Source organism: Nocardia sp. NPDC060220 (assembly GCF_042727815.1).
In the GTDB taxonomy this organism is placed as follows: Bacteria; Actinomycetota; Actinomycetes; order Mycobacteriales; family Mycobacteriaceae; genus Nocardia.
This window is the reverse complement of record NZ_JBHWZY010000868.1, coordinates 1-2,837: the sequence shown is the minus strand read 5'-3', so window position 1 is coordinate 2,837 and position 2,837 is coordinate 1. Positions and strand designations below refer to the sequence as shown.

General features: G+C 68.9%; 2 protein-coding genes and 1 pseudogene. 2 read left to right on the top strand and 1 reads right to left on the bottom strand.

From position 1 onward, the window contains the following. Positions 1–1,627, top strand: a pseudogene (locus ACFWF3_RS30970) (protein kinase); the annotation flags it as partial. 185 nt (positions 1,628–1,812) lie between these two features. On the opposite strand, the gene ACFWF3_RS30965 reads toward ACFWF3_RS30970, so the two are convergent. After that, positions 1,813–2,442 (bottom strand): TetR/AcrR family transcriptional regulator, encoded by a 630-nt coding sequence (locus ACFWF3_RS30965; protein ID WP_378989648.1) that lies wholly within the window; start codon positions 2,440–2,442, stop codon positions 1,813–1,815. A 209-nt stretch (positions 2,443–2,651) separates the two neighbouring features. Here ACFWF3_RS30965 and ACFWF3_RS30960 point away from each other — a divergent pair. After that, positions 2,652–2,837: FAD-dependent monooxygenase (locus ACFWF3_RS30960; RefSeq protein WP_379317256.1), on the top strand; the 186-nt coding region annotated here is incomplete at its 3' end.

Sequence of the window (2,837 nt, the reverse complement as noted above, 5' to 3'; positions counted from 1 at the left end):
GGCGCACCTGCTCGACAGCCTCGCCGCGCACCCCGACATCGGGGCGTTCCTGGCCGAGAACGTACTCGGCGCACTGGATCCGGACACCCTCGAATTCCTCATGACGACCTCGATCTGCGAGCGGATCTGCGGCGGACTGGCCACCGCCCTGACCGGCCGCACCGACGCCGCCGACCTCCTCGCCGATCTCGCCGACCGCGGTTTGTTCCTGCTGCCCACCGGCCCCGACCACCACTGGTACCGCTACCACCAGTTGTTCGCTGGTTATCTGTGCCGCAGGCTCGCCCAGGACCGCCCGGGCGAGATCGCGGGTCTGCGGCTGCGAGCCGCCGACTGGTTCGCGCACCATCACCTGCTCAACGACGCCGTCGACCAAGCGCTGGCCGCGCAGAACCCCGAACGCGCGGCCGATCTCGTCGAACAGGGCGCGGGTTACCTGCTGGAGCTGTCGAAAATGGTGATGCTGCAGGGCATTCTGGCAAAACTACCCGCCAGGGTGTGCCGGGCGAGGCCCCGTATCCAGCTGTTCGGCGTCTGGGTCAACCTGGTGCTGCGCAGACCCGCGGCCACCGCGTCCTCCCTCGCCCGCTTCGAGACCGCGCTGGCCGCGGCCCCACCCGCCGAGCCCGAGCGCACCGATCTGCGCGCGGAAGCGGACGTGGCGATCAGCGTCCGGGAGATGTTCGGTGACCGCGTATCCGAGCTCGACGGTCTGATCGGTGACGCGCTGGCCCGGCCCGACGACTTCTCCCCGCGGATCCCCGGAGTGGCGGCCAATATCGCCAGCTTCGCGGCGATCCAGCGCTTCGACTTCGCCGAGGCGCGCCGGTGGCAGCTCTGGGCAGCGCCGTATCACGAGGCGACCGGCCCGTTCCTGTCGGTGTACGGGCGCTGTTTCGCGGGTGTGGCCGCCCGCGAACAGCTCGACATCATCGGCGCCGACGACCTGTTCACGACCGCGCTCGACACCGCACGCACGACCATGGGCGCCGCCGCCCACGCGACTCGCCTCGCGTGTGCTTTGCTGGGCGAATTACGTTATGAGACCGATGATTTCGATATCGCGGCGGATCTACTGGAGCAGAGCAGAGAACTGTCCGCCGAAGGCGGCGGCGGGGTGGACATCATGCTCGCCACCTACGCGACCGGTGCGCGGGTGCGAGCCCTGCGCGGCGACCGGGACGGCGCGCTGGAACTCCTCGACGAGGGCATGTCCCACGCCGAACTCTTGGATCTGCCGCGCCTGGCCGCCCGGGTCCGCAACGAGCGGGTGCGTCTCGGCGTCGAACTCGATCCCACCGTGGCGGCGGCACTGACGAGCGCGCGCACGATCCGGCGTGACAACGGAACCGCCACTACCATCGATGAATTCGATGAGGACTCCGCGATCCGCGTGTTGCTGGCGACGGGTCGGCCCCGGTCGGCGATCGAGCGCGCCGAGAACTTGGTCGCCGGGATAGATGTGCAGCGCAGGCCGCTGGCCGCGCTGCGTGCCGGGTTCCTGCTCGGCAGCGCCCTGCGCCGGGCCGACCGCGCGAGCGATGCCGATCGCATCCTCACACCGCTGATCCGCCGATGCGATCACCTCGGCCTGGTCCGCCTGCCAGCCGACGCGATGGCGACCTAGAGTTTGCCCTGCGGCCCGGTTCAGGATCGATTTCTTTGCGCGACAAGTCGACTCGGTAAACCATGACCGGTAGTGCGGGTGGAGATCCGGGATGGGTCGGTGCCGGATGTTGCCGGCCCGCCATCGCAGCAGTCCGGTATCGGCGCAGATCAGGCCGCGGGCGCGGGTTTCGCGCTGCACGAATGTCAGCGGTGTGGTCGTTTCTCGGCGGCATCGAGTGCGGGGGCGAGTGGTGCGAGTCCGGCGCGGAGCAGCTCCGGTAACGCACCGGATGGCACGACGAGTCCGCTGCTCACAGGGGCCGGTTGGAGCCATCGTTCGAGGGTGACGCGAACCGCGGCGGTCACGCTGGCCGCGAGCACGCGGGCGGTGTGCGGGTCGATGTCGCCGAGGCGGGCAGCGATCGCGTCGGCGAGAGGATGTTCCATCGCGGTGGAGGTATGGACGAAGGCGTCACGCAGCGCGGGATGGCCGGCGATCAGGAGCAGCGCGTCACGACCGGATTCGTCCTGAGCGGTGTACTGATCCACGATCGCGTCGATGACGGCGTCGGCGAGCCGGGCGGCGGGCCGAGCTGCCACTGCCGCCGCGACCCGTGTTTCCCGTTCCGTGGTGATGGCAGCGACGATCGCCTGTTCTCGACTGGAGAAGTAGTTGTTGTAGGTCCTGGGTGAGACGCCGGCGGCCTCGGCGATGTCGTCCACGCGCACGTTGTCCGGCCCGCGCTCGAGCGCCAGCCGAAGTGCCGCCTCGCACAGCGCCTCCCGGGTGGCCCGCTTCTTCTGCTCGCGCAACCCTGCCCGTCGTGTCGTCACCGCTTCAGTATTCCATCTACTTTGCGCGCACGCAAAATTGCGTGCACGCACTTTTGTCCTCTAGTCTGGCCTCCTCATCCCCGACCGACAGGAACCAGGCCGATGAGAGGCAGGGGCAACGGCGGCACGATCTCCCGTGCGCGCGTCGACCTGGACGAAGTCGAGCGCGAGCTGCGCGTCTTTCCATCCCGATGAAGGAGAAATCACCGATGACCGTCGATGTTGTGATCAGCGGAGCCGGCCCGAACGGGCTGATGCTGGCCTGCGAGCTGAGCCTGGCCGGGATCCGGCCGATCGTGCTGGAGCGACTGCCCGAACCGAGCGAGGAACCGAAAGCCAACGGACTGCTCGGCCAGGTCGTGCAACTGGTCGACCGGCGGGGTCTGTACGAGCGC